Below are 25,087 nucleotides of genomic sequence, written 5' to 3'. Positions count from 1 at the left end.
TCAGACCCGGTCCATCGCCTTGCGGCCGAACAGGCCTTGCGGCATGGCGAACAGGACCGCGAGGATGACCACGAAGGCGACGGCGTCCTTGTAGACGGAGCTGACATAGCCGGCCGTGAACGCCTCGATCAGTCCGAGCAGCAGGCCGCCGGCCAGCGCGCCGGCCGGGATGCCCATGCCGCCGAGCATGGCTGCAGCGAAGCCCTTCAGTGCGATCGCCACGCCAAGATCATAGCTCGTCAGGGTGATCGGCGTGACGAGCACGCCGGCCAGCGCGCCGATGGCAGCCGAGACCGCAAAGCTCAGCGTCATCATATGGTTCGGATTGATGCCGACCAGGCTCGCGGCGATGCGGTTGTTGGCGGTGGCGAGCACGGCCTTGCCGGTCAGCGTATGGGCGAAGAACAGCCACAGGGCGAGGAAGATCGCGACCGCGCCCGCGATGACCCAGAGGCTCTGGGGCAGGATCGTCGCACCGAGGATGCGGATCGGATCGTCGCCGGAAAAACTCGGAAAGCGGTGCAACTGCTTGTCGAAGACGAGTTGCGCGCCGCCGCGCAGAAAGATCGAGGCACCGATCGTGATGATGATCAGGCTGGCGACGGGCGCGCCCCGAGCCGGCTCGATCGCCAGCTTGTTGAGCAGTACGCCGACGCTCGCAGTGGCGATGATGGCCAGGATCGCAGCGAGCGGCAGCGGAATACCGGCCTGCCAGGCGAAGAAGCTGATCATGCCGCCCAGCATGACGAACTCCCCTTGGGCGAAGTTCACCACGTCGGAGGCGTTGTAGATCAGGGTGAAGCCGAGCGCGACCAGCGCATAGACCGCGCCGACCGTCACACCCGACAACAGGTACTGGAGAAGTTCCGCCACTCTATGCTCCCCGTGGCAAGCCGTCCCTGGCTGCCGACCGATGGTGGTCGCTTCCTCGTTCTAACAACGGCTCTCCAGCGGACGAAACCGATATGGCGGGCGCGGGGAACCCTTCTCCCGCGTGGGAGAAGGGCAGGGATGAGGGCCCGCCCCAACCGCAGAAGGCGCAACGGCGCCGCCTCGCCCTAGCAATCAGCGGCAATCCCTCACCCCTACCCCTCTCCCATCCGGGAGAGGGGATCCCACGCATGCTCTGTCTGTCACCGCTTGAAGGTGTTCAACCAGTGCAGCTTTACTGGACCAGCGCCCAGTCGCCGCGCTTGATCTCGAGCATCCGGAAGGCGGAGAGGTCGAGGCCAAGATGGTCGCCTGCCGCCATGTTGAAGGTGCCGGTCACGCCGACGAAGCCCTTGGTGCTTTCCAGCGCGTCGCGGATCGCCTTCGGCTCGGCCTTGCCGGCGCGCTTTATAGCGTCGACCAGCAGCCGCAGGCCGTCATGGGCGTAGCCGCCGAAAGTGGACGCGGGCAGATTGAACTTCGCCTGATAGGCGCTCGTGTAGGCGCCGACGACCGCCTTCTGCGGGTCGTTCGCCGGCAGAAGATTGGCGACGAGGACGGCGGTGCCGGGCAGGCGCACGCCTTCGGAAGCCGGACCGGCAAGGTCGATGAAGCTCTTCGAGGCGACGCCATGCGACTGATAGAGCGGCGTCTTGATGCCGAGCTGGCCATAATTGCGGGTGACGATCGCCGGGCCCTGGCCGAAGCCGGGATTGAGGATCGCCTGCACCTCGCCCTTGGAGCGGATATTGGTGAGCTGCGGGGTCATGTCGGCGTCGTTCGGGCCGTAGGTCTCCTCGGCGAGCACGGTAATGCCGAACTCGCCGATGACCTGCAGGCACTGCTTGCGCATCGAGGCGCCGAAGCCGTCGGAGCCCGAGATCAGGGCGATCTTGGTCAGGCCCTTGGCCTTCATGTCCTCGAAGATCTTGCGGCAGGCCATGCGGTCGGTATGCGGCGTCTTGAAGACGAAGGGCTTGACCGGATCGATGATCTCGATCGCACCCGCCAGCGAGATGAACGGGATCTTGGCATTCTCGACCACCGAGATGATCGACATGGTGGTGCCGGTGGTCGAGCCGCCAACGATGGCGACGACCTCGTCGTCCTCGACCAGGCGCGTGGCGAAGGTGCGCGCCTTGTTCGGGTCGCCGCCGTCGTCATAGAAGAAGAGCTTGAGCTTCTGGCCGAGCACGCCGCCGGCGGCATTGATCTCGTCGACCAGCAGCTTGAGGGTCTTGGCTTCGGGATCTCCGAGCGACGAGGCCGGTCCGGTCTCGGAGACCGAGGCGCCGATCTTGATGTCCGCGAAGGCCGGGCCAGCGAGGCCGAGCGTCAGCGCGAGCGCGCTGCCGAAGACTTTGAACTTCATCGTTTCCTCCCGGTGCCACGCATTTTTATGTCGCTCGTCGTCGCGCGGCTGAACGCTCAGAGCGCGGTCGTCGTCGTTCCCGCATGGCGCGTGGTCGACCTCAGGATCAGGCTCACAACCTTTGCCTAAGACCAATTCGCGCCTTCGTTGGATTAATAATTGACCGACCGTTCGGACTATGCAAGGGATTTTTTGAAGCGACGGCTCAAGGCCGCGACTGCATGGGAGGAAAAGCAGATGTCCGATACGGTCAAGGTGGCGCTCGCCGACGGCCTGCTCAGGCTGGCGCTCAATCGTCCGGACAAGCTGAATTCCTTCAATGAAGAGATGCATCTGGCCCTGCGCGCCGGCTTCCAGCGCGCGCATGACGAGAACGAAATCCGCGCGGTCCTGCTGACGGGCGCCGGTCGCGGCTTCTGCGCCGGCCAGGACCTGGGCGATCGCGACCCGCGCAAGGAGACGGCGCCGGATCTCGGCCGCACGATCGAGACCTTCTACAACCCGCTGATCCGCCAGATCCGCAGCCTCGACAAGCCGGTCGTTTGCGCGGTCAATGGCGTCGCCGCCGGTGCCGGCGCCAATATCGCGATCGCCTGCGATATCGTGCTCGCGGCGCGTTCGGCGAAATTCATCCAGGCCTTCTCCAAGATCGGCCTCGTCCCCGATTCCGGCGGCACCTGGAGCCTCGCGCAGCTGCTCGGCGAGGCGCGCGCCAAAGCGCTCGCCCTGATGGCGGAACCGTTGACGGCCGAGACCGCCGCTTCCTGGGGCCTGATCTGGCGCGTCGTCGACGACGCCGAGCTGATGGACGAGGCCGAGGCGCTCGGCAGGAAACTTGCCGCCGGCCCGACCTTCGGGCTCGGCCTGATCAAGCAGGCGATCCAGGCCTCGGCCGGCAATACGCTCGACCAGCAGCTCGATCTCGAACGCGACCTGCAGCGGCAGGCCGGGCGCAGCGCCGACTATGCCGAAGGCGTGATGGCCTTCCTCGACAAGCGCCAGCCTGAGTTCACCGGACGATGAGCTTCGACGTTTCCGATCCGGATGCGCTCGCCCGCGCCGTCGCCCAGGCGATGTGGGACAAGGATCTGGCGTCCCGCAGTCTTGGCATGAGCCTCGATTCAGCCGGCCCGGGCACGGCGACGTTGTCCCTGACCATCACGGCGGTCATGACCAACGGCCACAAGACCTGCCATGGCGGCTATATCTTCACCCTGGCGGACTCGGCCTTCGCCTTCGCTTGCAACAGCTACAACCAGAATACCGTGGCGCAGCACTGCTCGGTGAGCTTCCTGCGCCCCGCCTTCGAGGGCGACCGGCTGACTGCCAGCGCCCGCGAGGTCTCGCGGATCGGCCGCGGCGGCATCTACGACATCACGGTGACCAATCAGAACGGCGAGCATGTCGCGGAATTTCGCGGCCACTCCCGCACCATCAAGGGCACGCCGATCGCCGAACCAGGCTGAAGGCGCCGGCCGAGCCAAGAACAAAGCGGAGGAAGCCTATGGAAGACCTTTCGCCCCGTCCGGGCGATCTCGATCCCATCGAAACCGCCTCGCGCGACGAGATTTCGGCGCTCCAGCTGACGCGATTGAAGACGACGATCGAGCACGCCTATCGGAACTCACCGCATTACAGCGCGCAGTTCGACAAGGCCGGCGTGCATCCGGGTGACCTGAAGACGCTGTCCGACCTGTCGAAATTCCCGTTCACGGTGAAGCAGGACCTGCGCGACACCTATCCATTCGGCATGTTCGCGGTGCCGCGCGAGAAGATCGCCCGCATCCATGCCTCCTCTGGCACCACCGGCAAGCCGACGGTCGTCGGCTATACGCAAAACGACATCGAGATGTGGGCAACTTGCGTCGCGCGCTCGATCCGGGCGGCGGGCGGGCGAGCCGGCGACATCTGCCATGTCGCCTATGGCTATGGCCTGTTCACCGGCGGGTTAGGGGCGCATTACGGCGCCGAGAAGCTTGGCTGCACGGTGATCCCGATCTCCGGCGGCATGACCGAGCGCCAGGTGACGCTGATCCAGGACTTCAAGCCGCGCATCATCATGGTGACGCCGTCCTACATGCTGTCGATCCTGGACGAGTTCCGCCGCCAGGGCATCGATCCGCGCAGCTCCTCGCTCGCGGTCGGCATCTTCGGCGCCGAGCCCTGGACCAATGCGATGCGCGAGGAGATCCAGCAGGATTTCGACATGCACGCGGTCGACATCTACGGCCTGTCCGAGGTGATCGGCCCCGGCGTCGCCAGTGAATGCGTCGAGACCAAGGACGGGCTGCACGTCTGGGAGGACCATTTCTATCCGGAGATCATCGATCCGGAGACCGGCGACGTCCTTCCCGATGGCGAGCTCGGCGAACTGGTCTTCACTTCGCTGACCAAGGAAGCGCTGCCGATCATCCGCTACCGCACGCGCGACCTGACACGGCTTTTGCCCGGCACCGCGCGCGCCATGCGCCGGATCGAAAAGATCACCGGCCGCTGCGACGACATGATCATCCTGCGTGGCGTCAACATCTTCCCGACGCAGGTCGAGGAGCAGCTGTTGAAATGCGCTGGGCTTGCCCCGCATTTCCAGATCGAACTCGTGCGTGCCGGGCGGATGGACGACATGGTCGTGCATGTCGAAGCCATGCCACATGCCACTGATACGGCGGCGCGCACTGCGTCCGGCAGGGAACTTGCACACCACATCAAAAGCGTGGTGGGAGTCAGCACCAAGGTGGTGGTGGGCGATCCTGATTCGGTCGAGCGTTCGGCTGGAAAGGCGAGGCGCGTCGTCGACAACAGGCCGAAAGGATAGCAGGCGATGGCCCGGACCAGGGCTGCCGACTTCGACGAGAAGCGGCGCAGCATACTCGACAGCGCCGCGGCCGTTTTCACCAAGCTCGGCATGGAGCGCGCCTCGATGGCGCAGATCGCTCAGGAGAACAATGTCTCCAAGGCGCTGCTCTACCATTACTATCCGAGCAAGGACCTGTTGATCTTCGATATCGGCCGCACCCATCTCGTCGAGCTGGAGGCGGCGATCATCGAGGCCGACCGGCCCGACCTGGAACCACGGGCGCGCTTGCGCCACCTGATCGGCGGCGTGCTCGAAAATTACCGCACCGCCTCGAATTTCCACCAGGTGCTGCTCAACGGCACCGGCTCGCTCACCGAGCCGCAGAGGCTGGAACTGCGGGAGATGGAGCGCCGGATCGTCAAGGCGTTCTCGGATGTACTGATCGACATCAACCCGGCGCTGGCGCAGAGCCGCGCCGGCGTGACCCCGGTCACCATGTCGCTGTTCGGTATCCTGAACTGGGTCTACACGTGGTTCCGGCCGAGTGGTGCGCTCAGCCGCGAAGGCTATGCCGACATGGTCACCGCGCTGTTCCTCGACGGCGCTGGCGCGATAAAATAGGCCAGCGCAGCGATCGCGAAAACGCGGGTCAGGCGGCTTCCTTCGTGACCGCCACCGGGGCCTCGTTCAGCAGTTTCTCCACCGTCGCCTTGACCTGCATGACGGCAGCGTCCTTCACCGGGCCGTAGCCGCGGATGTCCATCGGCGCCTTGGCGAGCGGCAGCAGAGCGTCAGGCGCCTGCGCGGGCAACCGCGCCACCATCTCGTCGATGAGGCCTTCGTACCAGCCGATCAGCGCACGCTCCATTGTCCGTTCCGCCGTGTAGCCGAAGACGTCGAAGGCCGTGCCGCGCAGGCCCTTGAGCCTGGCCATCAGCCGCAGCGGCGTCTGGATCCACTGGCCGAAACGGCGTTTCAGCGGCCGGCCGCGCGCATCCTTGTCGCCGCCGAGGAAAGGCGGGGCAAAATGATAGTTCACCTTGAAGTCGCCGGCGAAGTTGCGCTTCAGCTCGTCGAGGAAGCCGGTCTGCATGTGGAGACGCGCAACCTCGTATTCGTCCTTGTAGGACATCAGCTTGAACAGCGAGCGGGCAACCGCATCGGTGAGTACTTCGCTGTCGAACGGCTTTTCCGCCGCGCGGAGCTTGTCGACACCAGTCCGGTAACGCTGCGCCCAGGCCGCATCCTGATAATCCACGAGGAAGCGCTCGCGCCGTGCGATCACCTCGTCGAGGCTCTCCGTCGCGAACGTAGCCGGGGGTGGCGCGAAGGCGGACGGATCGGCAGCCGCGAGCCGCCCCGCGGCAAAAGCCTGCCGATTGCGCTCAACCGCGATGCCATTGAGGTCGATGGCGCGGTGGAGAGCGTCCAGCTCGACCGGAATCAACCCCTGCTGCCAGGCATGGCCGAGCATGACGATATTGGCGAAGACGGCATCGCCGAACAGGCTCTCGGCCAGCGCATTGGCGTCGATGGCACGAACGTTTTCGGGACCGGCCACCTGTTCGATCTCCTTCAGCCGGCGGCGTGTCGCGAGGTCGGCGTCGCGCCGGCGTACGATGTCGCCCGTCGGCATCTCCGCCATGTTGACGATCGCGCGCATGCCGACCCGGTAGGTGGCGGAGGCCTTGGGCGAGGACGATACGACGATGTCGCAGCCAATCAGTGCATCGGTCGAACCGTTGTCGATGCGAACCTGATTGACCGCCTCTGGCGTTCCGGCGATCCGCAGGAAGGACAGCACCGGCCCGAATTTCTGGGCGAAGCCGGTGAAGTCGAGAACGGAGCTGCCTTTGCCTTCGAGATGGGCCGCCATGGCGATCAGCGCACCGATGGTGACAACGCCGGTGCCGCCGACGCCGGTTACGAGCAGATCATAGGGCCTGTCGAGCGTCGGCAAGGCGGGTCTCGGCAGCAACGCCGCCCGCCCGACGAAATCGCTTCCGCTCGCCTGGCGCTTGCGGCGGGTGGCGCCTTCCACCGTCATGAAGCTCGGGCAGAAGCCATCGAGGCAGGAGAAGTCCTTGTTGCAGTTCGAGAGGTTGATCTGCCGCTTGCGGCCGAACGGCGTCTCCTTCGGCTCGACGCTCAGGCAGTTCGACGCCACCGAACAATCGCCGCAACCCTCGCAGACGAGGTCGTTGATGTAGGCGAAGCGCTGCGGGTCGGCCATCGTGCCGCGCTTGCGCCGGCGGCGCTTCTCGGTGGCGCAGGCCTGTTCATAGATCAGTACCGAGACGCCCTTGATCTCGCGCAGTTCACGCTGGACCGCATCGAGCTCGCGGCGGTGGTGGATCGTGACGCCGTGCGGCAGGCCGGCGGGCGCGAATTTCTCAGGCTGGTCCGAGACCAGCGCGATGCGCTCGACGCCCTCGGCGCGGACTTCCTGCGCGATCGCGTGGACGCTGATCGGCCCGTCGACCGGCTGACCGCCGGTCATGGCGACGGCGTCGTTGTACAGGATCTTGTAGGTGATGTTGGCCTTGGCGGCGATCGCCTGGCGGATCGCCATCGAGCCGGAATGGTAATAGGTCCCTTCGCCGAGGTTCTGGAAGATGTGCCCCCTGCCGGTGAACAGGGAGGACGCCGCCCAGTTGACGCCCTCGCCGCCCATCTGGATCAGGGAGGTGGTCTCGCGGTCCATCCAGCTCGCCATGAAATGGCAGCCGATCCCCCGCCAGCGCCTTCGAGCCTTCGGGGACCTTGGTGGAGGTGTTGTGCGGGCAGCCGGAGCAGAAATAGGGCGTCCGGGTCGCGCCCGGCACCTGGATGAGCCGCCCTGACTCGGGGCTCAGCGTCGCAGCGCGCTCGGTCAGGTGAAGATCGGGGAACAGCGCGTCCAGTCGTTTCGCCACGATCGGCGCGAGCAGGCGCGGCGACAACTCCCCAATCCATGAGATCAGGCGGTTGCCGTCCTCGTCGCGCTTGCCGACCATGGAATGCGGCTTATGGCCGGGATAGTCGTAGAAATATTCCTTGAGTTGGCTCTCGATGATGCCGCGCTTTTCCTCGACGACGAGGATCTCCGTCTTGCCGCGCACGAACTCCAGCGCGGACCGGCGGGCCAGCGGCCAGACCATGCCGACCTTGTAGATGTCGATGCCGTGACTGCGGCAGGCCTCCTCGTCGAGGCCGAGCAGGCGCAGCGCTTCCATCAGGTCGAGATGCGCCTTGCCGGTGGTGACGATGCCGAAGGATGCGTCGGTGATATCGTAGATGCGCCGGTCGATCGGGTTTGCTTCCGCGAAGGCGAAGACGGCCATCTTCTTGGCCTCCATGCGCTCCTCGATCTGCGGCCCCGGCAGATCCGGCCAGCGATAATGCAGCCCTGTGGCCGGCGGCGTGTAGTCTGGCTCCTCGAACAGCCGCGGCTCCGGCAATTCGACCGACTGGCCGCTCTCGACCGTTTCCGAGATCGCCTTGAAGCCGACCCACATGCCGGAATAGCGCGACAGCGCGTAGCCATACTCACCGAAAGCGAGATACTCACCGACCGAGGCGGGGTTCAGCGTCGGCATGAACCAGGCCATGAAGGCGACGTCGGACTGGTGCGGCATCGACGACGAGACGCAGCCATGATCGTCGCCAGCGACGACCAGCACGCCGCCATGCGGCGAGGAGCCATAGGCGTTGCCGTGTTTCAGCGCATCGCCGGCGCGGTCGACGCCCGGACCCTTGCCGTACCAGAGACCGAAGACGCCCTGCACCGTCCTGTCCGGATTGGTCTCGACCTGCTGCGAGCCGAGCACGGCGGTCGCGGCCAAATCCTCGTTGACGGCCGGCAGGAACTCGATGCCGTGCTGCTTGACCAACTCCGTCGCGCGCCACAATTCGAGATCGACGCCGCCAAGCGGGGAACCACGATAGCCGGAAATGAAACCGGCGGTGTCGAGGCCTGCGGCGCGGTCCCGCCGGGCCTGGTCGAGCGCGATTCTGACCAGCGCCTGCGTGCCGGTCAGGAATACGCGCCCGGAGGTCCTGGTATAGCGGTCACTCAGCGCATACTCGGCAAGCTGGCTGGTGGACGACATATCGGCCATGGCATGGGCCTCCCGACAAGATTCATTCGGAAGATTCTAAACTCGGTCAGCTGGAAAGATTTGCCTGGTTTGCCGTTTCTCGTTGCCGCTTCGGTAAAATTGACCGACAATACCCTTGATTTGGGATAATATTTGCAGAGCGAGGTGATGCAGCTTACCGAACTGGACCGCAAGCTGATCACCCTGCTGCAAGCGGATGCTCGAATCTCCAATCAGGAACTGGCCGATGGTGCGGGCATGTCGGCCTCCGCCTGCTGGCGGCGGGTGCGGGCGCTGGAGGAAGCCGGCGTGATCTCGAGCTACCGCGCGGTCGTGGATCCGGCCAAGGCTGGGCTTGCCTTCAGTGCGATGGTGCATGTCGCGCTGGTGCGCCATGAGGCCGACCACGTGACGACGTTCATCTCACGTGTGGCGGCGCGGCCGGAGGTACTGGAATGCTTCGCGACCACCGGCGAGGCCGACTACCACCTGCATGTCGTCTGCCGCGACAAGGACGCCTACAACGATTTCCTGGAGCATTTCCTGTTCAGGCTGCCGGGCATCGCGAATGTCCGCACCAACCTCGTGCTGAGGGAGATCAAGGTGCACGGGCCGGTGCCGGTGTGACCGGCACCGTTTGTGCGACATCAAGGCTACTGCGGCCAGCTCTTCGCCACCATCGTCAGCACATCATACTGCGCGACGAGCTGCGCATCCTGATTGCTGACCGTGCAGTCCCAGCGCACCTCGCCATACTCTTCGGTTTCGCGCGGGTTGATCTGCTTGCAGGTCAGCGTCACCTGCAGCGCGTCGCCTGGATTGACCGGGGTCAGGAAGCGCAGCGCGTCGACGCCGTAATTGGCGAGCACAGGGCCCGGCGCCGGATCGACGAACAGCCCGGCCGCGAACGACACGATCAGATAGCCATGCGCGACGCGCCCGTCGAAGAACGGGTTCGCCTTGGCGGCCTCCTCGTCCATATGGGCGTAGAAGGTGTCGCCGGTGAAATGGGCGAAATGCTCGATGTCCTCCAACGTCACCATGCGTGAAGCCGTGACGAGCTGGTCACCGATCTCCAGTTCGGCGAGCGACTTGCGGAAGGGATGGACACCGTCCTGGCGCGTCTTCGCGCCCTGCATCCAGCGGCCGGTGACCTCCGACAACAGCCAGGGCGCGCCCTGGACGGCGGTGCGCTGCATGTAGTGTTTGACGGCGCGCATGCCGCCGAGCTCCTCGCCGCCGCCGGCACGGCCCGGGCCGCCATGGACCAGGACCGGCAAAGGCGAGCCATGGCCGGTCGAGGACTTCGCGCTGACGCGATTGCCGAGCATGACGCGGCCATGCCACGGCCCGAGCGCCTCTACGGCCTCGCGGGTGAAAGCGGGGTCATTGGTGAAGACAGAAGCGACGAGACTGCCCTTGCCACGGCGCGCGAGCTCCGCGGCCTCCTCCGCGGTCTCATAGGGGATGATCGTGCTGACCGGGCCGAAGGCCTCGACATCGTGCACCGCCCGGGCGGCACCCGGCTTGTCGCAATAGAGTAGCACCGGGCTGAGGAAGGCACCGGCTTCAGCATCGCCCGACATCAGCTTGGCTTGGCTCGGATCGCCCACGACGATCTCGGCATCCCCTTGCAGTTCGGCGATGCGGGCCCGCACCTCTTCGCGCTGGGCGAGGCTGGCGAGCGGGCCCATCCGCGTCGCTTCTTCGCCGGGATTGCCGAGCGCAGTCTTGGCGAGCCGGTCGCCGAGCGCCTTGATCAGCGGCTCGACCGCGGCGCGTGGCGCGATCACGCGGCGGATCGCCGTGCACTTCTGCCCGGCCTTCACGGTCATCTCGCGGGCGACCTCCTTGACGAAGAGGTCGAATTCCTCGGTCCCCGCGACGGCGTCAGGTCCGAGGATGGCGGCATTGAGCGAATCCGCCTCCATGGTGAAGCGCACCGAATTCTCGACGATCGCCTTGTGGGTCCGGAGCTTGCGCCCGGTCGCGGCCGAGCCGGTGAAGGTCACGACATCCTGGCAATCGACATGGTCGAGCAGGTCGCCGACCGAGCCACTGATCAGCTGCAGCGCGCCCTCCGGCAGGATGCCGGTCGCGATGATCCGGCGCACCATCAATTCGGTCAGATAGGCGGTCTGGCTTGCCGGCTTGATCAGCGCCGGCATGCCGGCGAGCAGCGTCGGCGCCAGCTTCTCCAGCATGCCCCAGCACGGGAAGTTGAAGGCGTTGATGTGGATCGCGACGCCTTCGAGTGGCGTCAGAATGTGCTGGCCGGAAAACGTGTTGTCGCGCGACAGGAGCTCGACATCGCCATCGACGAGCGTTCGCGTGTTCGGCAGCTCGCGCCGGCCCTTCGAGGCGAATGACAGCAAGGTGCCGATGCCGCCCTCGATGTCGATCCAGCTGTCGGTTCGTGTCGCGCCGGTGGCGGTGGAAAGGGCGTAGAACTCCTCCTTCGCCTCCATCAGCGCCTGGCCGAGCGCCTTCAGCATCAGGGCCCGCTCATGGAAGCTGAGCTTGCGCAGCGCCGGCCCGCCCGCCTCGCGGCCATGGTTCAGCGCACGCTTCATATCGAGGCCGCTGGCGTCGATCAGCGCGACTTCCGCCCCGGTCGCCGCATCGAGCAGCGGCACCGCCTTGCCGGCGCCGCGGACCCAGTCTCCGGCGATGTAGGATTCGAGCTGGCGGACGGTCTTCACTGGCGCGTTCATTCCTTGGAATCCCCTGTCGATCACGGGTGCGGCTTGTCGCCGTCCTCGGTTAGGTGTGTGGGTCAGGCCATGCCGATGGCGCGCAGCAGTTCGTCCACCTGCCGCTCCCAGGCGGCGGCGAGCTCGGCATTGCCGGTGTGGCGCAAGCCGAACTTCTTCTGCGTCGCGAAATGCGCCGAGCTGCCGCTGCCGAAGCTGGCGGCGACGCGCGGGCGCCAATAGGCGAGCGCCGCGACGACCAATAGCCGGTTGCCGGCGTCCTCCAGCAGCTTGCGCAAGCCTTCCTCGCCGAGCTCGGTATGCCGGCGCTCGCGCGGCAGGATGGCGCGAAAGATCTCGCCGAGCGGCTGGTAGGAAAGCCCGGCGAACTCCTCGATCTGGATCGTGACGGCCTGGCCCATCAGCACGTTCATTACGACCGCGTCGAGCCAGCCCTGCAGCGGGTAATGCAGCACGGCGAGCCGCATGTCGGAACCGTGCCGGGCGGCGCCGAGATCGCTGTCGCGCGCCACGCGGTCGGCCCAGGGATGATGGTTGGCATAGCGCGAGATGTCGGCGCCGAACTCGCCCATCACAGCGAGCACGCGCTCGGCATGGTCGAGCTTCTCCAGCACGATGCGGGAGGCGGCGATGCGCTCCTTGATGCCCGGCCCCTGGTTGATGATGTCGGCAAAGCCCGCGGCTCCGGCGAGCTCGCTGTCGACGAAGGTCGCCATCAGCCTGAGCAGTTCGCCGCGATAGCGCGGCGGCGCGTTCTCGGGCGTGGTCAGCTTGCCGCCCTGCGCGAGATAGGCCTCGAGCGGCATGGAGTCCGCGCTGTCGGTGGTGTCACTGGTCATAGGTCACCACCACGCGGTCCGAGAGCGGGTAGCACTGGCAGGTCAGCACATAGCCTTGGCGGACCTCGTAATCCTCGAGGGCGTGATTGGTCGCCATCTCGACCTCGCCTTCGACGACCATGGCGCGACAGGTCGAGCAGACACCCGCCTTGCAGGCATAGGGTGCATCGAGGCTGGCGCCGAGCGCGGCCTCCAGGATGGTCTGCCCGGTCTTGGCCATCTCGATCACCCGCGTCATGCCGTCGAGCGTGATCGTCGCGGTGCAGGTCGCGGCCTTGCCGTTGTCAGCAGCGGTCTTGACGACGTGCCTGGCGCGGCGCGGCGCGGAGGCGAACAGCTCGAACTTGATCTGGTCGTCGCGCAGGCCGTGCTCGCGCAGTGCCGCCGCGATCGCTAGCATCATCGGCTCGGGCCCGCAGATGAAGGCCATGTCGATGGCCGCGATATTGATCCAGCCCTTGAACAGCCTGGTGCATTTCTCGGCGTCGATGCGTCCGGAGAAGAGCTCGACGTCCTGCGCCTCGCTCTCCAGCACATGGACCACGTTGAAGCGGCCGAGATGGACGTTCTTGATGTCCTCCAGCTCTTCGCGAAACATGATCGAATGGATTGAACGGTTGCCGTAGACCAGCGTGAAGCGCGATTTCGGCTCGCGCGCCAGCGTCGTCTTGATCAGCGAGAGTACCGGCGTGATGCCGCTGCCGCCGGCGAAGGCGAGATAGTGCCGCTTTTCGCCCGGCTTCAGTGGCACATGGAAGGCCCCCATCGGCGACATCGCCTCGACCACGTCGCCGGGTTTCAGCTCCTCGTTCGCCCAGGTCGAGAAGGCGCCGCCGTCGACGCGCTTGATGCCGACCTTGAGCACGCCTTCGTCCCTGCCAGCGCAGATCGAATAGGAGCGGCGCAATTCTTCGCCCTCGAAGCTGCGGCGGAAGGTCAGGTACTGGCCTTGCGTGAAGTCGAAGGCGGCGCGGTCCTCGACCCGCGGTGCGAGCGTGACGACGACCGCGTCGCGCGTCTCGCGGCGGATATCGGCGACCTCCAGCGGAAAGAAGCGTGCCATCAGATGCTCTTGAAGTAATCGAAGGGTTCGAGGCAGTCGGTGCAGCGGAAATGTGCCTTGCAGGGCGTCGAGCCGAACTGGCTGATGCGCTCGGTCCGCTGCGAGCCGCAGCGCGGGCAGGACACAAGCAGCGGGACCAGCGCACCCGCGCAGGCGGCCGTGCCCTCGATCGGCGGCGCGATGCCGTAGTCGTGCAGCTTGACGCGGCCTTCGGCACTGATCCAGGCGGTGGTCCAGGCCGGTGATAATTGCCGCTTGAGCGAAATCTTCTCGATGCCGCGCTCGCGCAGGCCGCGATCGATCTCGAAATTGATGACGCCGGTCGCCGGGCAGCCGGAATAGGTCGGCGTGACCGTCACCTCCAGCACATCGCCCATCCAGGCGACGTCGCGGATGATGCCGAGATCGACCAGCGAGATCACCGGGATCTCGGGGTCCGGAATCTCGCCCAGCCAGGACCAGATTTCGGAGATGGCCGGGCGCGAGAGGATGACGGCGTCCATCAGCGCCTCCTCACCAGCGTGCACCGGGATAGGCGCGCTGCAGGAACTGCATTTCGGCAAGAATGAAGCCGAGATGCTCGGAATGGACACCACGCCGGCCGCCCTTCTGGGCAAAGCTCTTCTCCGGCGCCTTCAGCGTCGCATCCGCGAAGGTGCGGCCGACGTGCTCCTGCCAGGCAGCCTTCAGCGAACCGGGCTCCGGCGCGAGGCCTGAGGCCGCCAATTCCTCGTCGAGCGCATCGGCGATGAACATCTCGCCGGTATAGGGCCAGAGGAAGTCCACAGCCGCTTGCATGCGGTCATGGCTCTCCTTGGTGCCGTCGCCGAGGCGGATCACCAGATCGGCGCTGCGTTCCAGATGATAGGCGACCTCCTTGGAAGCCTTTTCGGCGATCGCGGCGATACGCGCATCGGCCGAGCTCATCAGCGCCTTCAGCAGCGGCAGATGCCAGGCGTCGAACAGATATTGCCGCATCACCGTGCGGCCGAAATCGCCATTGGGCTGCTCGACCAGGAGGAGGTTACGGTAGCCGGAGACGTCGCGCAGGAAAGCGAGCTGGTCGGATGTCCGGCCCTTGCCCTCGGCCTCGCAGGTGAGCTCCAGCCAGAGCTGGGTCTGGCCGATCAGGTCGAGCGCGGTGTTGGCGAGCGCGATATCCTCTTCCAGGGCCGGAGCATGGCCGCACCATTCCGAGTTGCGATGGCCGAGGATCAGGCAGCTGTCGCCCATGCGCAGCGCGAATTCGGCGATGGCCGGCGATGGGGCCAGGGCGCTCATCACATATGTCCCACTTCGTCGGGCACGTCGAAGAAGGTCGGGTGCCGGTACACCTTGGCATTGGCGGGATCGAACAGGGGCCCCTTCTCGGAGGGCGCGCTGGCGACGATGTCCGAGGAGCGCACCACCCAGATGCTCACGCCTTCATTGCGGCGCGTGTAGACGTCGCGCGCATTATGGATCGCCATCTCGGCGTCCGGCGCGTGCAGGCTGCCGACATGCCGGTGGTTGAGGCCGTGCTGACCGCGGATGAAGACCTCCCAGAGGGGCCATTCGCTCGACATCGTTTCGCTCCTTCCGCTGGCGCGCTATTCGGCGGCGATACGGGCGGCCTGACGCCGCGCCGCCTGTTTGTTCGCATGGGCGGTGAGCCCATCGCGGAACCAGGCGCCGTCATCCCAGGCCTTGCGCCGCGCCTCGAGCCGCTCGCGATTGCACGGGCCCTCGCCGGCGATCACCGCGAAGAACTCGTTCCAGTCCGGCTCGCCAAAGTCATGGCCACCCTTCGCCTCGTTCCAGGCGAGCGCCGGATCGGGAACGGTGAGGCCGAGGAATTTCGCCTGCGGCACGGTCTGGTCGACGAACTTCTGGCGCAGCTCGTCATTGGAATCCTGCTTGATGTTCCAGGCCATCGACTGCGCCGAATGCACCGAGGCGTCGTCGGAGGGGCCGAACATCATCAGCGACGGCCACCACCAGCGGTCGAGTGCGTCCTGCGCCATCGCCTTCTGCTCCGGCGTGCCCTTGCAGAGCACGCTCATGATGTCGAAGCCCTGGCGCTGGTGGAAACTCTCTTCCTTGCAGATGCGCACCATGGCGCGGGCATAGGGTCCATAGGAGCAGCGCTGCAGCGGCACCTGGTTCATGATCGCCGCACCATCGACCAGCCAGCCGATCGCGCCGATATCGGCCCAGCTCAGCGTCGGATAGTTGAAGATCGAGGAGTACTTCGCCTTGCCGGAATGGAGCTGCTCGTACATCTGGTCACGGCTGATGCCGAGCGTCTCCGCCGCGCAGTAAAGATAGAGGCCATGGCCGGCTTCGTCCTGCACCTTGGCGAGCAGGATCGCCTTGCGCTCCAAAGTCGGCGCACGTGTGATCCAGTTGCCCTCCGGCAGCTGGCCGACGATCTCGGAATGGGCGTGCTGGCTGATCTGCCGGATTAGCGTCTTGCGGTAGTCCTCCGGCATCCACTCCTTCGGCTCGATCTTCTGGCCGGCGTCGATGCGCTCCTGGAAGGCGCGCTCCTGCGGCTCCATCTCGTCGAGGCTGCGAACCCGCTTCGCCTCGGTCTTGACCATCTGGGCATACATCGGCCTGCCTCCTGTTTCGGTTCGCGCGTCAGACGCGCTCGAGGATCACTGCAATCCCTTGCCCCACGCCGACGCACATCGTGCACAAGGCGAAACGCCCACCGGTGCGCTGGAGTTGCCACATCGCCGTCGTCGCCAGCCGGGCGCCGCTCGCGCCCAAGGGATGGCCGAGCGCGATCGCGCCGCCATTCGGGTTCACCTGCGGGGCATCGTCCGGCAGGCCGAGCTCGCGCAGCACGGCTAACCCCTGCGCCGCGAAGGCCTCGTTCAGCTCGATCACGTCCATCTGCCCGAGTTCCAGCCCGGCGCGCTGCAGCACCTTGCGCACCGCCGGCACGGGGCCGATGCCCATGATGCGCGGTGCGACGCCGGCCGCCGCCATGGCGACGACGCGGGCGCGCGGCGTCAGGCCGTTCGCCTTTGCGGCAGCCTCGCTCGCCACGATCAGCGCTGCAGCACCATCATTGACGCCGGAGGCGTTGCCGGCGGTCACGCTGAGGTCGGGTCCGTTGACGCCCTTGAGCCTGGCCAGCTGCTCGAGCGTAACATCAGGGCGCGGGTGCTCGTCGCGGTCGACGATGACGGGATCGCCCTTCTTCTGCGGCACGGAGACCGGCGCCATCTCATCGGCGAAGCGGCCGGCGGCCTGCGCTGCAGCCCAGCGCTGCTGGCTGCGCAGCGCGAACGCATCCTGGTCGGCGCGCGAGACGCCGAAATCGGCTGCGACATTGTCGGCCGTCTCGGGCATGGAATCGATGCCATGCGCCTTCTTCAGCTTCGGGTTGACGAAGCGCCAGCCGATCGTCGTGTCGTAGATCGCGTTCGAGCGGGAGAAGGCGGCCTCCGCCTTCGGCATCACGAAAGGCGCGCGCGACATGCTCTCGACGCCGCCGGCGATCATCAGCTCGCAGTCGCCGGCGCGGATCGAGCGGGCAGCCAGGCCAAGCGCATCGAGCCCGGAGCCGCAGAGCCGGTTGACTGTGGAGCCGGGCACATCGACCGGCAGGCCGGACAAGAGCACGGCCATGCGCGCGACATTGCGATTATCTTCGCCGGCCTGGTTGGCGCAACCGAGAATGACATCGTCGATGGTTGCCCAGTCGACGGAAGGATTGCGCTGCATCAGCGCCGTGAGCGGGACGGCGGCCAGGTCATCGGCACGGATACCCGCGAGCGCCCCGCCATAACGACCGACGGGCGTGCGAACCGCATCGCAAATGAAAGCGTCCGCCAAGGTGCCTCTCCCTGAAATTCGTCGTCTCTTTTTATCAACCGACCGGTCGGTCATTTAATTGCATGAATTGATTCAAAGATCAACCGGGACTTCTCGCTGGAATCTCAGTTTTGCGGCGCCGCTGCCATGCCATACCGTGCCCCGCATTCTACGGATCGGGGTTCAAGCCGGGCCTACGGGCGCAGAGGAACGGAAAGCGAGAGGGCCTTCAGCAATCGCCCCAACCTGCCCAGGCCGGAAAAGCAAAAACCGCCAGGCAATAGGCTGATCTTGCTCCTCGGCTGCGAGGACGAGATCATGTCGATACGACGAGCGTTTCGGTTCGCTTCAAGGGCGACGACAGCCTGGTGCGGTTCGATCCACAGTTTGCCGGGGTAGAGACCACCTACCCCGCTGCGCCCGCTGAAGGCTTCGGCCAGGGGCGGGCGCCAGACCTGCCGCTGCCGCCAAGCCGCGCGTCTCAGTGCTTGGTCACCTTCGGTTCGGCCGGCCCTGCGGTTGAAGGCACGTGCCCGAGTGGGAAGCCGATGCTGATCAGGCCGATCGTGCCTTGCGGCCGATTCTCGACGCTGACCTCGCGCAAGATCTTCAGGCGGGCCGAGACCGGGGTTCCGGCGACGTTGAAGCTGTAGCCGATGGTGCCGCCGACCGCGGTGACCCGGCCCTTATAGGGGCCGAGCGAGGCGCCGCTGCCGCCGTCGCCGCTGACCTGTTGGTAGTGCGAGGCGACGACGCCGATCGACAGCTCCTTGCTCAGATACTGACTGATCGCGAGATCGGCATGGACGGCGTTGCCCGTCGAACTCTTCCTACATCAAGTTCCAGTACGATGCCGTCGGCGCGGCGCTCGCCAGCTCCCTGATCCTGATCTCGATTGTCGTGATGGTCGTCATCGACCGGCTCTCAGGTCTGCGTCGCGTGCTGCGTTGAGTTCCGGCGATGCCCGACCCGCAGAGATTTCGCCAATCCCGGATGCTCGAGGCGTGATCGAGCGCGCGGTGCTGAATAAGGAAGGACGCATCTCTGGTCGCTGCAGGCTCCGTTTGTGTTCGAGCAGAGGGCGAGCGGGTGACTTTCCTCGCTTCTCGGATTATCCGTGATCGGGTGTTCCGCCGTGTCGCGGTGCGGGCTCACGATGAACGCTACGCGATCACAGGTCTCAAGCTCATCAATGGCGGCGGTCGAGCTTCTTCGGCTAACGTCGAAGCAGGCTTCCTATGTTCCCTACCAATTGGCCTTTGGCCGCAAATGCGTGTTCGGTTTGACGCAGAATATAACCTGTCCTAGGCGCGGCAACCTCTACCGCGGCCGCTGATCGGCCCGAGGTTGGATGCAACCGAGCGACGCATTGGCCCTTCTCGACGTGGTCCCCGAGCGACATGCAATGCTCTACAAGGGCGGAAAATGGTGCCAGATACTGCCCTTCAGGGCCTGCAGTAAAATGCACCCCGGTAAAAGCGGACGGCTCTAGCTGCGGCTCGATCGCGCCGAAATTGGCCAGAGCGCGCAAGAGGCCTTCTTCCATGATCGCCAATTCTGCTGGCTTCATCCGTCCGCCGCCACCCTCGACCTCTATCGAGGCCAAGTCGGCGAGCTTGGCAGCGCCGCAAGCCGTCTCGTCGATGCCATCCACATGCTGGACGAAACGGTAGCCCCAAGCCTCCATCAGCAGATTGAGCCGGGCATCGTCGACCATGCTCTTTGCCGTCGCGAAACCGAACACCATCGGTACCACCGAGACGTCACCGCCACCGGCATGGACATCGATCAGAAGGTCGACGGCGGGGAAAAGGCGCTTCGTCACGAACGCGCAGAGCCGTTCCGTCGGCGTGCCGTCCTCCTTGCCGGGGAAACAACGGTTCATGTTCTGGCCGTCGAAGGGGGAGAGGCGCTTGCCTTTTTGCGCTGCTGGGAAATTGAGCGCGGGAATGATGATGACGCGTCCGGTGACGTCTGCGGGCTCCAGACGTTCGGCCAGCCGGCGCAGTACGATCTGGGCCTCGTACTCATCGCCATGGATGCCGCCGAGGAGCAGTACAGAAGGCCCTTCGCCATTGTTGATGCAGCAGAGGATTTCACCCTCGACCCCATCCAATGAACCCGCGACCGGGCCGAGATCGTAAACGGATTTGCCGGGGCGGGCAGCGTCGAAGTCGGTGAGCATGAAATCCATTTCCTGTTCGGCGGGAGATGCGGACAGCGCCGCATCTCCCGGTCTGAGCTTGACGATGTGGGAAAGTTCAGGCCGCTGCGCGGCCCAGAGCTGCGGCTTTGAGCAGTTCGGCCGGCTTGTGGAAGCGCAACGGCGAGAACGGCTCCAGCGCTTCCGGCTTCTCGTCCGTCTTGATCCAATCGGCCAACAGCTTGGTGAAGCCGAGCGAGATCGCGAAGCCGTGGCCCGACCAGCCATAACCGTAGATCAAATTCGACACCGCCTCCGCCTGTCCGATCAGCGGAACCTGATCGACGGCGACGGTCTCCACCCGCGATGCATCGGCGCTCAGGAAACTGGAATTGTCGATGAAGGGTAGCGTGAGAAGCGCGTCGGTGACGTTCTGCGTCATCGAACTCAGCGAACCCTTCCACAGCCCTTCCGGCGTGTAGCCGACATGGGCTCCACCCGAGAGCATGATCACACCGTCGGGAAGCTGCTTCACGGCAAGGCGGCGATGAGCGTGGGAGAGCAGATGGTTGATCGTCTTGTTCAGCGGATTTGAGACGAAATGCATCTGCGGCATGAGGTTCCAGACAGGGCCAAGTTCATGCGGCTTCAGAACTGGCTTCAGCAGGGCCTCGGCACCGGCGTTGGCGACGACGACCAGCCGCGAGCCGACCGGAATTATCTCTCCGCTCGCGAGCTTCACGGCCGTTGCTATACCGCGCGCCTGCACGATCTCGGCGACCTTGGCGCCGGTGCGGATGACGGCACCAGCCTTGGCGGCCTCCTTGGCGAACTGGCGCGTCGCAAGGGTGTGGTCGCCAACGCCGTCATGGGGGCACCAGATCGCGCCAAGGATGCCGGGAGCGAGCTCGGGCTCGCGCGCCAACGTCTCGTCACGCGAAAGAACTTCGGACGGCGAGCCGAGACTCGACTGCGCAGCCGCCGTCGCCTCCATGCGCCCGCGCACCTCATGCTCGCGATGGCCGTAGGATACGTCATAGATCTTGAGACCGCCGACGCGCCGGTAGCCGACCCCGCCCTCGAACTTCGCCTGATAATCCACCCACAGCTGCTGGGCGACAGCACAGACCGGCAACTCACGCAGATCGCGACCATTGGCGCGCACGCCGCGCTCGCCGGGACCCCCCGAGGCACCACCGGCGATCTCGGCAGCTTCAAGCAGAGTGACGCTGCGGCCGGATTTCGCGAGCTGGTAGGCCAGGCTCGTCCCATAGATGCCGCCGCCAACGATGACGACCTCGGAGGCGCTATTATGATCGGACATCGATCCTATCCTTCGTCTTTCAGCTATCTTGGACATGAGGGCGTTGATCCGCGAAATGGCAGCTCGCGGCACTGCGGCCCCCGGGCGCAGGGTGGAGAGCAGGGGTTTCTTGGACGCAGCGGCGTGGCAGGAGCCCGTCCGGGGTAGCGATGCTCGGTGTTCCCTCGGCGGCGCGCTGCCTGGCTAGAGGGCAGCGTGTGTGGAAGCTGCACCCGCTCGGGATGGCAAGCGGACTCGGGATTGAGCCTTCCAACAGGGCGAGCGATTGCCCTCGCCCCGACGGCGTCGCGGCCGCGGCGATTGCCATGAGGCTGCGGGTGTAAGGATGACGCGGCGCGCCGCAGACCTCCTCGACATCGCCCTGTTCGACGAAGCGGCCGAGATACATGACCCCGACCGCATCGGCCATGTGGGCAACCAAAGCGAGGTCGTGCGTGATGACGATGTAGGTCAGGGCGAGCCGCGCCTGGAGCTCTACCAGCAAATTGATGATCTGCGCCTGGACCGAGACGTCGAGAGCGCTCACCGGTTCATCCAGGACGAGGATGTCCGGCTCGCAGATGATGGCGCGGGCGATAGCGACGCGCTGACGCTGGCCGCCGGAAAGTTCATGCGGATAGCGGGCGAGATGGGCTGTGTTCAGCCCCACCATCGCTATAACGGCGTCCATGCGTTCGGACCGGGCGACACGCTCGCGGTGCAGGTCATGCACGGTCAACGCCTCCGCAAGCGTGTCGAACACGGTCATCCGGGGATCGAGCGAGGCGCGTGGATCCTGCAGCACCAGCTGAGCCTTGCGTCGAAGCGCGCGCAGGCCCGGTTTATCGAGGGTCGAGAGGCGCGTGCCGTCTACGATGACCTCACCGGCCGTCGGCCTCAGCAAGCCGACGATCAACCGAGCGAGCGAGCTCTTGCCAGAACCCGATTCGCCCACGATAGCGAAACAAGTTCCATGCGGGACGCTGAAGGACACGCCGTCGACAGCACGCACGACCGGCGCCGCCACACGGCTCAGCATTCCCTTCCGGCCGCCAAAATGCCGGCCGACACTGTCGACAACGACCACGTCGTCGATCTCGGCGGACGGATGGCGCCGCGGCGGGCGGAAAGCTGCGGTCATTGCAAGCCCTCCTCAGCGAAAGCGCAAGCAACGACCCGGCCAGCCAGCGGACGCGGTTCCGGCTCCTGCGCCGCGCATGCGGGACGGCCCTGCGTGCGTGGACAACGCGGACGGAAGGTGCAGCCATCGGGAAAGCGACCGACCAGCGGCGGCTCGCCGGGGATGCTGCGCAAGGGTTGGCCACGGCTCTCGCCACTGCCTGGAGCGGAGCTGCGCAGCGCCAGCGTATAAGGGTGTAGCGGCCGCTCCAGCACGGTTGCGACCTCGCCGCTCTCGACGATACGGCCAGCATACATCACCGCGACGTCGTCGGCGAAGCGAGAGACGATGCCAAGATCGTGCGTGACCAGCAGCACGGCCATCCCGCGTTTTTCCTGAATCTCACGGAGCAGGACGAGGATTTGCTGCTGGATCGTGACATCGAGGGCGCTGGTCGGCTCGTCGGCGAGCAGCACCTGCGGATCCTGGGCGAGCGCGATCGCGATAACGATGCGTTGCTTCATGCCGCCCGAGAACTGATGCGGGTACATGTCGAGACGCCGCTCGGGATCGGCGATCTTGACGTCCTTTAAAAGCGCGATGCAGCGCTGACGGACGGCTTGGGTGTCAAGACGCGTTCCCGTACGCACCGCCTCGGCGAGTTGATCCCCGATCGTCAGCACAGGGTTGAGCGCGCTCGCCGCATCCTGGAAGACAACGCCGATCTTGAGACGACGCAATTCGCGCAATGCCGTGGCGGAAAGTCCCAACGTCGGCTCGCCACCCACGCTGATGCTGCCTTGGGTGATCGCGATCTCCTGCGGATTGGCGAGGGTGCCAATCGCACGCAGCAAAGTCGATTTGCCGGAGCCGGATTCGCCGACCAGCGCAAGCGTCCGACCGGATTGGATCGCCAAGTCGACGCCACGAACGACATCAAGCGGCCCATCGCTGGTCTGGAACGCCATGCGCAGTGCCTTGACCGAAACAGCGCTCGAATCCGCGGAAGGCTCACCGTCGACGGCAACGGGTGCCATTACGGGACGGCGGCGCAGAAAGGCGAACAGGGGCGCCCGCCGGCCGCTTCGCCGGCTGGTGGGGTCGTAAATCACACGCAGCGCCTCGCCGAGCAGATTGAAGGCGAGCGCCGAGACGGCGAGAAACAGGCCCGGAAAAGTCGCCAAATACGGGTGGCTGCGAATGTAGGAGCGGCTTTCGCCGAGCATCGTGCCCCATTCCGGGAAGGGCGGCTGCGTGCCGAGCCCGAGAAATCCGAGGCCTGATGCCGAGAGCAAAGTCGAGGCGAAGAGCAGAGTCGAGAGTGTCAATAGCGTGCCGGCGATGTTCGGCAGCACATGGCGCAGAATGATGCGCATCGGACTCGCACCTAGGGCCGCTGCGCCCTCGATATAGGGCTCGGCCAGAATACTGAGCGTCACGGCGCGGGCCGTACGCGCGAAGACTGGAATCGCGACCACGCCAACCGCGATGATGACGTTCTGCGTATTGGCACCGAGGATCGCCACAACCGCCAATGCGAAGACGATGTCGGGAAAGCTCAGCATGATGTCGATGACGCGCATCAACAGCGCCTCGATCCATCCGCGCCGCCAGGCGGCGAGGATGCCGAGCGGCACGCCGATGAGGAACGCGACCGTAACGCCGCCGACGCCGATACCGAGCGTCGCGCGCGCTCCGATCAGCACGCGGCTGAAGACGTCCCGCCCAAGCTGGTCCGTTCCGAACCAATGCGCGGCAGAAGGTGGCCGAAGCGTCTGTGCGAAGTTCTGACGGAAAGCATCATGCGGAGCCAGCATGGGTCCGAGGATCGCGAGCAGCAGGTAAAGCACGACCAATGTCAGCCCGATCGCGCCCTTGGGCTGGACGAGGATGCGCCGCAGCAAAGTCCATCGCGGGCGTGGTGCGAGCGCTGCCGGGGCGGGAGGATGGCGCAGAGCGGCAGGCGCCATGTCCTGGAGCACGCTCATGCCGGCCTCTCTTGGTCCCGCGTGCGCGGGTCGAGCCATTGCGTCAGCAGGTCGGTGACGAGATTGATGAGGACGAAGAAGACCGCGAACATCAAGATCGCGTACTGGATGACCGGATAGTCTGCGCGCGATACCGCATCGACGAGCAGCCGCCCGACGCCGGGGATGCCGAAGACGGTTTCGGTCACGACCGAGCCGCCGAGCATGCCGCCGAACTGCACGCCGGCGACGCTGACCGCCGCGATCAATGAATTGCGCAGCGCGTGGGCGAGTACGACACGGGTCTCGCTGAGCCCCTTGGCGCGGGCCGTATCGAGATAGTCCTTGCCCATTGCCTCGGTCAGGCTCGCCGCGACAAGGCGACTAAACATGGCGGCGGGGCGCGTAGCGATCACAAGGATCGGCAGGACGAAATGCAGGGGCGTCGAGGCGCCTGCTGCCGGCAGCCAGCCGAGATTGACGGCGAACAGCCAGATGCAGAGCAGTCCTAGCCAATAGATCGGCATCGAGATGCCGGCGAGCGTCAGCACGGTGATTGCCGCATCCGCCGCCCCGCCCGGACGCATGGCGCTGACAATGCCGGCGAGCGTGCCGACGAGGACGCCGATCGCGAGGCCGCCGATCGAGACGATCAGCGTGTTCGGCAAACGCTCCGCCAGTTCAACCACGACCGGACGATGGGTGCGAAACGAGGTCGCGGCAGCCGGATCCCAGATGCCGCGGACGAAATGCCCGTAGCGTGTGAGCAGCGGCTCGTTGAGACCGAGGAACTTGCGAATGCTCTCGATCTCTTCGTTGGAGGCGGTCGGCCCAGCCAGGATCTGCGCCGGGTCGCCCGGAATGAGGTCGACGAAGAGAAAGACGAGGAGCGAGACCGCAAACAACGTCGGCAGCGCTCCGCCAATGCGTCTGAGAACGACCATCGTTCTGTC

General features: G+C 65.6%; 21 protein-coding genes and 2 pseudogenes. 6 read left to right on the top strand and 17 right to left on the bottom strand.

The window, feature by feature from the left end:
• A complete protein-coding gene (locus QO058_RS10280; protein ID WP_284171914.1) occupies positions 1–873 on the bottom strand; it encodes a branched-chain amino acid ABC transporter permease in 873 nt (290 codons plus the stop codon).
• Between the two features lie 292 nt (positions 874–1,165).
• Positions 1,166–2,302, bottom strand: coding sequence for an ABC transporter substrate-binding protein (locus QO058_RS10275; protein WP_284171913.1), 1,137 nt, complete (start codon positions 2,300–2,302; stop codon positions 1,166–1,168).
• A gap of 237 nt (positions 2,303–2,539) precedes the next feature.
• Here QO058_RS10275 and paaG point away from each other — a divergent pair, with 237 nt between their 5' ends.
• From paaG to QO058_RS10255, 4 genes are read left to right on the top strand one after another with little or no spacing between them, the layout of a single operon-like run.
• The gene (paaG, locus tag QO058_RS10270; RefSeq protein WP_284171912.1) at positions 2,540–3,325 is read left to right on the top strand and encodes a 2-(1,2-epoxy-1,2-dihydrophenyl)acetyl-CoA isomerase PaaG; all 786 of its coding nucleotides are present in this window, start codon (positions 2,540–2,542) and stop codon (positions 3,323–3,325) included.
• On the top strand, positions 3,322–3,768 hold the full coding sequence (gene paaI / locus QO058_RS10265; RefSeq protein WP_284171911.1) for a hydroxyphenylacetyl-CoA thioesterase PaaI: 447 nt from the start codon (positions 3,322–3,324) through the stop codon (positions 3,766–3,768). The genes paaG and paaI overlap by 4 nt, the downstream gene beginning before the upstream one ends.
• A 38-nt stretch (positions 3,769–3,806) precedes the next feature.
• Positions 3,807–5,117 (top strand): phenylacetate--CoA ligase PaaK, encoded by a 1,311-nt coding sequence (paaK, locus tag QO058_RS10260; RefSeq protein ID WP_284171910.1) that lies wholly within the window; start codon positions 3,807–3,809, stop codon positions 5,115–5,117.
• 6 nt (positions 5,118–5,123) lie between these two features.
• The gene (locus QO058_RS10255) at positions 5,124–5,720 is read left to right on the top strand and encodes a TetR/AcrR family transcriptional regulator (protein WP_284171909.1); all 597 of its coding nucleotides are present in this window, start codon (positions 5,124–5,126) and stop codon (positions 5,718–5,720) included.
• Between the two features lie 28 nt (positions 5,721–5,748).
• Here the strand turns inward: QO058_RS10255 and QO058_RS10250 are convergent.
• Positions 5,749–9,190 (bottom strand): annotated as a pseudogene (locus tag QO058_RS10250) (indolepyruvate ferredoxin oxidoreductase family protein).
• A gap of 156 nt (positions 9,191–9,346) precedes the next feature.
• Here QO058_RS10250 and QO058_RS10245 point away from each other — a divergent pair.
• The gene (locus QO058_RS10245) at positions 9,347–9,805 is read left to right on the top strand and encodes an Lrp/AsnC family transcriptional regulator (RefSeq protein WP_284172863.1); all 459 of its coding nucleotides are present in this window, start codon (positions 9,347–9,349) and stop codon (positions 9,803–9,805) included.
• 26 nt (positions 9,806–9,831) lie between these two features.
• On the opposite strand, the gene paaZ is transcribed toward QO058_RS10245, so the two are convergent.
• From paaZ to QO058_RS10200, 9 genes are all read right to left on the bottom strand, one after another.
• On the bottom strand, positions 9,832–11,892 hold the full coding sequence (paaZ, locus tag QO058_RS10240; protein WP_284171908.1) for a phenylacetic acid degradation bifunctional protein PaaZ: 2,061 nt from the start codon (positions 11,890–11,892) through the stop codon (positions 9,832–9,834).
• A 62-nt stretch (positions 11,893–11,954) separates the two neighbouring features.
• The gene (locus QO058_RS10235; RefSeq protein ID WP_284171907.1) at positions 11,955–12,731 is read right to left on the bottom strand and encodes a Phenylacetic acid catabolic protein; all 777 of its coding nucleotides are present in this window, start codon (positions 12,729–12,731) and stop codon (positions 11,955–11,957) included.
• On the bottom strand, positions 12,721–13,794 hold the full coding sequence (gene paaE / locus QO058_RS10230; RefSeq protein WP_284171906.1) for a 1,2-phenylacetyl-CoA epoxidase subunit PaaE: 1,074 nt from the start codon (positions 13,792–13,794) through the stop codon (positions 12,721–12,723). Before paaE ends, QO058_RS10235 begins: the two co-directional genes overlap by 11 nt.
• A complete protein-coding gene (paaD, locus tag QO058_RS10225) occupies positions 13,794–14,297 on the bottom strand; it encodes a 1,2-phenylacetyl-CoA epoxidase subunit PaaD (protein ID WP_284171905.1) in 504 nt (167 codons plus the stop codon). The genes paaE and paaD overlap by 1 nt, the downstream gene beginning before the upstream one ends.
• A gap of 10 nt (positions 14,298–14,307) precedes the next feature.
• The gene (gene paaC / locus QO058_RS10220) at positions 14,308–15,075 is read right to left on the bottom strand and encodes a 1,2-phenylacetyl-CoA epoxidase subunit PaaC (protein WP_284171904.1); all 768 of its coding nucleotides are present in this window, start codon (positions 15,073–15,075) and stop codon (positions 14,308–14,310) included.
• Positions 15,075–15,359, bottom strand: a complete 285-nt coding sequence (gene paaB, locus QO058_RS10215) for a 1,2-phenylacetyl-CoA epoxidase subunit PaaB (RefSeq protein WP_129156722.1) — start codon at positions 15,357–15,359, stop codon at positions 15,075–15,077. Before paaB ends, paaC begins: the two co-directional genes overlap by 1 nt.
• A gap of 24 nt (positions 15,360–15,383) precedes the next feature.
• Complete coding sequence (gene paaA / locus QO058_RS10210; protein ID WP_284171903.1) at positions 15,384–16,388, bottom strand: 1,2-phenylacetyl-CoA epoxidase subunit PaaA; 1,005 nt, start codon at positions 16,386–16,388, stop codon at positions 15,384–15,386.
• A 28-nt stretch (positions 16,389–16,416) separates the two neighbouring features.
• Entirely contained in the window at positions 16,417–17,622 is a 1,206-nt protein-coding gene (pcaF, locus tag QO058_RS10205) for a 3-oxoadipyl-CoA thiolase (RefSeq protein ID WP_284171902.1), read from the bottom strand.
• A 460-nt stretch (positions 17,623–18,082) separates the two neighbouring features.
• Positions 18,083–18,367, bottom strand: coding sequence for a transporter (locus QO058_RS10200; protein WP_284172862.1), 285 nt, complete (start codon positions 18,365–18,367; stop codon positions 18,083–18,085).
• A gap of 288 nt (positions 18,368–18,655) precedes the next feature.
• Here QO058_RS10200 and QO058_RS31385 point away from each other — a divergent pair.
• Positions 18,656–18,810: pseudogene (locus QO058_RS31385) on the top strand (HNH endonuclease); the annotation flags it as partial.
• A gap of 7 nt (positions 18,811–18,817) precedes the next feature.
• Here the strand turns inward: QO058_RS31385 and QO058_RS10195 are convergent.
• From QO058_RS10195 to QO058_RS10175, 5 genes are all read right to left on the bottom strand, one after another.
• Positions 18,818–19,786, bottom strand: coding sequence for a M14 family metallopeptidase (locus QO058_RS10195; RefSeq protein WP_284171901.1), 969 nt, complete (start codon positions 19,784–19,786; stop codon positions 18,818–18,820).
• A 76-nt stretch (positions 19,787–19,862) separates the two neighbouring features.
• Positions 19,863–21,068 (bottom strand): NAD(P)/FAD-dependent oxidoreductase, encoded by a 1,206-nt coding sequence (locus tag QO058_RS10190; RefSeq protein ID WP_284171900.1) that lies wholly within the window; start codon positions 21,066–21,068, stop codon positions 19,863–19,865.
• Between the two features lie 19 nt (positions 21,069–21,087).
• Positions 21,088–22,188 (bottom strand): ABC transporter ATP-binding protein, encoded by a 1,101-nt coding sequence (locus QO058_RS10185; protein ID WP_284171899.1) that lies wholly within the window; start codon positions 22,186–22,188, stop codon positions 21,088–21,090.
• Positions 22,185–24,155 (bottom strand): dipeptide/oligopeptide/nickel ABC transporter permease/ATP-binding protein, encoded by a 1,971-nt coding sequence (locus QO058_RS10180; protein ID WP_284171898.1) that lies wholly within the window; start codon positions 24,153–24,155, stop codon positions 22,185–22,187. The genes QO058_RS10185 and QO058_RS10180 overlap by 4 nt, the downstream gene beginning before the upstream one ends.
• Complete coding sequence (locus QO058_RS10175) at positions 24,152–25,078, bottom strand: ABC transporter permease (protein WP_284171897.1); 927 nt, start codon at positions 25,076–25,078, stop codon at positions 24,152–24,154. The genes QO058_RS10180 and QO058_RS10175 overlap by 4 nt, the downstream gene beginning before the upstream one ends.
• Positions 25,079–25,087 lie beyond the last annotated feature (9 nt).

Source organism: Bosea vestrisii (assembly GCF_030144325.1).
In the GTDB taxonomy this organism is placed as follows: Bacteria; Pseudomonadota; Alphaproteobacteria; order Rhizobiales; family Beijerinckiaceae; genus Allobosea; species Allobosea vestrisii_A.
This window is presented reverse-complemented; position numbering and strand designations above follow the sequence as displayed.

What these genes read in the sequence shown, in the direction of transcription:
- QO058_RS10175 (WP_284171897.1), bottom strand. Translation starts at nt 25,078, where the DNA reads ATGGTCGTTCTCAGACGCATTGGCGGAGCGCTGCCGACGTTGTTTGCG.
- paaD (WP_284171905.1), bottom strand. Translation starts at nt 14,297, where the DNA reads ATGGACGCCGTCATCCTCTCGCGCCCGGCCATCTCCGAAATCTGGTCC.
- QO058_RS10255 (WP_284171909.1), top strand. Translation starts at nt 5,124, where the DNA reads ATGGCCCGGACCAGGGCTGCCGACTTCGACGAGAAGCGGCGCAGCATA.
- paaI (WP_284171911.1), top strand. Translation starts at nt 3,322, where the DNA reads ATGAGCTTCGACGTTTCCGATCCGGATGCGCTCGCCCGCGCCGTCGCC.
- paaA (WP_284171903.1), bottom strand. Translation starts at nt 16,388, where the DNA reads ATGTATGCCCAGATGGTCAAGACCGAGGCGAAGCGGGTTCGCAGCCTC.
- paaZ (WP_284171908.1), bottom strand. Translation starts at nt 11,892, where the DNA reads ATGAACGCGCCAGTGAAGACCGTCCGCCAGCTCGAATCCTACATCGCC.
- paaB (WP_129156722.1), bottom strand. Translation starts at nt 15,359, where the DNA reads ATGTCGAGCGAATGGCCCCTCTGGGAGGTCTTCATCCGCGGTCAGCAC.
- paaG (WP_284171912.1), top strand. Translation starts at nt 2,540, where the DNA reads ATGTCCGATACGGTCAAGGTGGCGCTCGCCGACGGCCTGCTCAGGCTG.
- paaE (WP_284171906.1), bottom strand. Translation starts at nt 13,794, where the DNA reads ATGGCACGCTTCTTTCCGCTGGAGGTCGCCGATATCCGCCGCGAGACG.
- QO058_RS10180 (WP_284171898.1), bottom strand. Translation starts at nt 24,155, where the DNA reads ATGAGCGTGCTCCAGGACATGGCGCCTGCCGCTCTGCGCCATCCTCCC.
- QO058_RS10195 (WP_284171901.1), bottom strand. Translation starts at nt 19,786, where the DNA reads ATGCTCACCGACTTCGACGCTGCCCGCCCCGGCAAATCCGTTTACGAT.
- QO058_RS10190 (WP_284171900.1), bottom strand. Translation starts at nt 21,068, where the DNA reads ATGTCCGATCATAATAGCGCCTCCGAGGTCGTCATCGTTGGCGGCGGC.
- paaK (WP_284171910.1), top strand. Translation starts at nt 3,807, where the DNA reads ATGGAAGACCTTTCGCCCCGTCCGGGCGATCTCGATCCCATCGAAACC.
- QO058_RS10235 (WP_284171907.1), bottom strand. Translation starts at nt 12,731, where the DNA reads ATGACCAGTGACACCACCGACAGCGCGGACTCCATGCCGCTCGAGGCC.
- QO058_RS10275 (WP_284171913.1), bottom strand. Translation starts at nt 2,302, where the DNA reads ATGAAGTTCAAAGTCTTCGGCAGCGCGCTCGCGCTGACGCTCGGCCTC.
- QO058_RS10185 (WP_284171899.1), bottom strand. Translation starts at nt 22,188, where the DNA reads ATGACCGCAGCTTTCCGCCCGCCGCGGCGCCATCCGTCCGCCGAGATC.
- QO058_RS10245 (WP_284172863.1), top strand. Translation starts at nt 9,347, where the DNA reads ATGCAGCTTACCGAACTGGACCGCAAGCTGATCACCCTGCTGCAAGCG.
- paaC (WP_284171904.1), bottom strand. Translation starts at nt 15,075, where the DNA reads ATGAGCGCCCTGGCCCCATCGCCGGCCATCGCCGAATTCGCGCTGCGC.